This is a genomic window from Kitasatospora sp. NPDC059571, from assembly GCF_042735675.1.
GTDB lineage: Bacteria > Actinomycetota > Actinomycetes > Streptomycetales > Streptomycetaceae > Kitasatospora.
This window is the reverse complement of the sequence record NZ_JBHWBW010000499.1, coordinates 4,328-5,654: the sequence shown is the minus strand read 5'-3', so window position 1 is coordinate 5,654 and position 1,327 is coordinate 4,328. Positions and strand designations below refer to the sequence as shown.

The 1,327-nt window shown below is 74.1% G+C and carries 1 protein-coding gene; it reads left to right on the top strand.

The features are described from left to right. Positions 1–130 precede the first annotated feature (130 nt). On the top strand, positions 131–1,216 hold the full coding sequence (gene purM, locus ACFV0G_RS33930) for a phosphoribosylformylglycinamidine cyclo-ligase (protein WP_380556297.1): 1,086 nt from the start codon (positions 131–133) through the stop codon (positions 1,214–1,216). Positions 1,217–1,327: the final 111 nt, after the last annotated feature.

Sequence of the window (1,327 nt, the reverse complement as noted above, 5' to 3'; positions counted from 1 at the left end):
GGGGTCGGGTGCTGCACCCGCCCCCGGCCCCGTCTCGGCGTGTCTCGGGCCCGCCCCCGCACCCCCCGACGGGTTCTCCGCCCGCCCCAGAGTTCTCCCAACCCCCATTGACCCGAGAGGGCCACAGCACGTGACCAGCAACGAGAGCGGCGCCACCTACGCCGCCGCAGGTGTCGACATCGAGGCCGGCGACCGCGCCGTCGAGCTCATGAAGCAGTGGGTGAAGAAGGCCTCCCGCCCCGAGGTCGTCGGCGGCCTCGGCGGCTTCGCCGGGCTCTTCGACGCCTCCGCCTTCAAGCGCTACGAGCGCCCGCTGCTGGCCACCGCCACCGACGGGGTGGGCACCAAGGTGGCGCTCGCCGCCGCCATGGACAAGCACGACACGATCGGTCACGACCTGGTCGGCATGGTCGTCGACGACCTGGTGGTCTGCGGCGCCGAGCCGCTGTTCATGACCGACTACATCTGCGTCGGCAAGGTCGTCCCGGAGCGCGTCGCCCAGATCGTCAAGGGCATCGCCGAGGGCTGTGCCCTGGCCGGCTGCGCCCTGATCGGCGGCGAGACCGCCGAGCACCCGGGCCTGCTCGGCCCGGACGAGTACGACGTCGCCGGCGCCGGCACCGGTGTGGTCGAGGCCGACGCGCTGCTCGGCGCCGAGCGGGTGCGCGCGGGCGACGTGGTGATCGCGATGGCCGCGTCCGGCCTGCACTCCAACGGCTACTCGCTGGTGCGCCACGTGCTGCTGAACGAGGCCGGCTGGAAGCTCGACCGCCGGGTCGAGGAGTTCGGCCGCACCCTCGGCGAGGAGCTCCTGGAGCCCACCCGCATCTACTCGCTGGACTGCCTGGCGCTGGCCCGCGCCACCGAGATCCACGCCTTCTCGCACGTCACCGGCGGCGGCCTGGCGGCCAACCTCGCACGGGTGATCCCGGAGGGCCTGCACGCCCGCCTGGACCGCGGCACCTGGACCCCGCTCCCGGTCTTCCAGACCGTCGCGCAGGTCGGCCGGATGCAGACGCTGGAGATCGAGAAGACCCTCAACATGGGCATCGGCATGGTCGCCGTCGTCCCGCCGTCCTCGGTCGACGTGGTGCTCTCCGTGCTGGAGGACCGCGGCGTGGAGTCCTGGCTGCTGGGCGACATCGTCGACCGCACCGACGAGCACGACGGCGGCGCGGCGCTCTACAACGCCTACGAGGGCTTCGACCTCGGCTGACCGCCGGACGGGGCGGGGCGCCGCACCCGGGGGCCCGCCCGGTCCGGTACCCGCCGACCCCGCCCCCCCCAGCCGAAAACACCCCCCCCCCGCGTGGAGCCGGCCGCCGCG